The 293-nt window shown below is 73.4% G+C and carries 1 protein-coding gene; it reads right to left on the reverse strand.

The features are described from left to right. Nucleotides 1-293, reverse strand: a 293-nt coding sequence (locus tag Q0795_RS17150) for a LysM peptidoglycan-binding domain-containing protein (RefSeq protein ID WP_298891781.1), incomplete at both ends; no start/stop codon positions are given.

Genomic DNA, 293 nt, shown 5'->3' on the forward strand with positions numbered 1-293 from the left:
CAGCCCGGACAGGGTGTCCCCCTCCTCCACGACCACCGTGTCCGCGTCCCGCGAAGCCTGCCCGTCCCGGCGCTCGGCCTGCGCGGGGAGGGTGATCTGCCAGCCCGGGTGGATCAGGTCAGGGTCTTGCAAGGTGCGCCCATCCGGTTGGACGACGTCATCGCTGGCCTGGTACAGCTCGGGCCACCGGGTGCCGTCGTCCAGGTGCTCAGCGGCCAGCCCGGACAGGGTGTCCCCCTCCTCCACGACCACCGTGTCCGCGTCCCGCGAAGCCTGCCCGTCCCGGCGCTCGG

The organism is uncultured Serinicoccus sp., from assembly GCF_947487915.1.
Lineage (GTDB): Bacteria > Actinomycetota > Actinomycetes > Actinomycetales > Dermatophilaceae > Ornithinicoccus.